This is a genomic window from Streptomyces thermocarboxydovorans, assembly GCF_039524635.1.
In the GTDB taxonomy this organism is placed as follows: domain Bacteria; phylum Actinomycetota; class Actinomycetes; order Streptomycetales; family Streptomycetaceae; genus Streptomyces; species Streptomyces thermocarboxydovorans.
The window spans coordinates 1-949 of the sequence record NZ_BAAAGU010000146.1 but is presented as its reverse complement, the minus strand read 5'-3'; the positions used below and the strand labels follow the sequence as shown (position 1 = coordinate 949).

General features: G+C 66.3%; 1 protein-coding gene. It reads right to left on the bottom strand.

The annotated features are described in order from the left end of the window. Window positions 1-27: 27 nt before the first annotated feature. A protein-coding gene (locus tag ABD198_RS30495; protein WP_425580595.1) for an IS5 family transposase occupies window positions 28-902 on the bottom strand; the annotation gives its coding sequence in 2 pieces (ribosomal slippage) (window positions 28-510 and window positions 513-902; 873 coding nt in all). Between the last annotated feature and the right edge of the window lie 47 nt (window positions 903-949).

Genomic DNA, 949 nt, shown 5'->3' with positions numbered 1-949 from the left:
TACTAGGGTGCGTTTCGAAAGTGCTGGTCACAGCCATTCGTTGATGGCTGCGACCAGTACGGTCGCTTCGTAGCGGACGGCGAGCTTGTCGTATCTCGTGGCGACCGCACGGTGCCGTTTCAGGCGATTGATTCCGCACTCCACCGCGTGGCGCTGCTTGTAGTCGTCCTTGTCGAACTTCGGCGGTCGGCCGCCGTGGGAACCGCGTTTCTTGCGGTTGGCGATCTGGTCACGCTTCTCCGGGATCGTGCAGCGGATGCCACGCTTGCGCAGGTAGTCGCGGTTCGCGCGGGAGCCGTACGCCTTGTCGGCACGGACCTTGTCCGGCCGGGTGCGCGGGCGGCCCTGCCCGAGCCGAGGCACCCGGATACGGCCCAGGACCACCTGGAACTGCGGCGAGTCGCCGCGCTGTCCGGCCGTGATGACCAGCGACATCGGTTTCTGGGCCTGCTCGACCGCCAGGTGAAGCTTGGTAGTCAGCCCACCCCGGGAACGTCCGAGCCCGTGATCGTCGGGCTCGATGAACACACCGCCTGGCGGTTCGATCTGCAGATCCCCTTTTTGCGGGCACCGGCCGCATGCTGGTGGGCGCGGGCGATGGTCGAGTCCACCGAGACGTCCCAGGTGATCAGTCCCTCGGCGTCGGCCTGGGCCTGCAGTTGCTCGAAGACGCGGTGCCAGGTGCCGTCCCGCTGCCAGCGTCGGAACAGGCCATAGACCGTCTGCCACGGGCCGTACCGCTCGGGTACGTCCCGCCAGGGAGCACCGGCGCGAGTGCGCCAGCGTATGCCGTCTATCAACTGCCGCTTGGTGTGCACCGGTGGCCGTCCAGGCTTCTTGCCGACCGGGAGCAAGGGCTCCAGCTTCGCCCACTGTGCATTCGTCAGGTCATGCCGCCCCACGAAGTGGATCATGACACATCAAGATCCACTTCTGAAACGCACCCTAG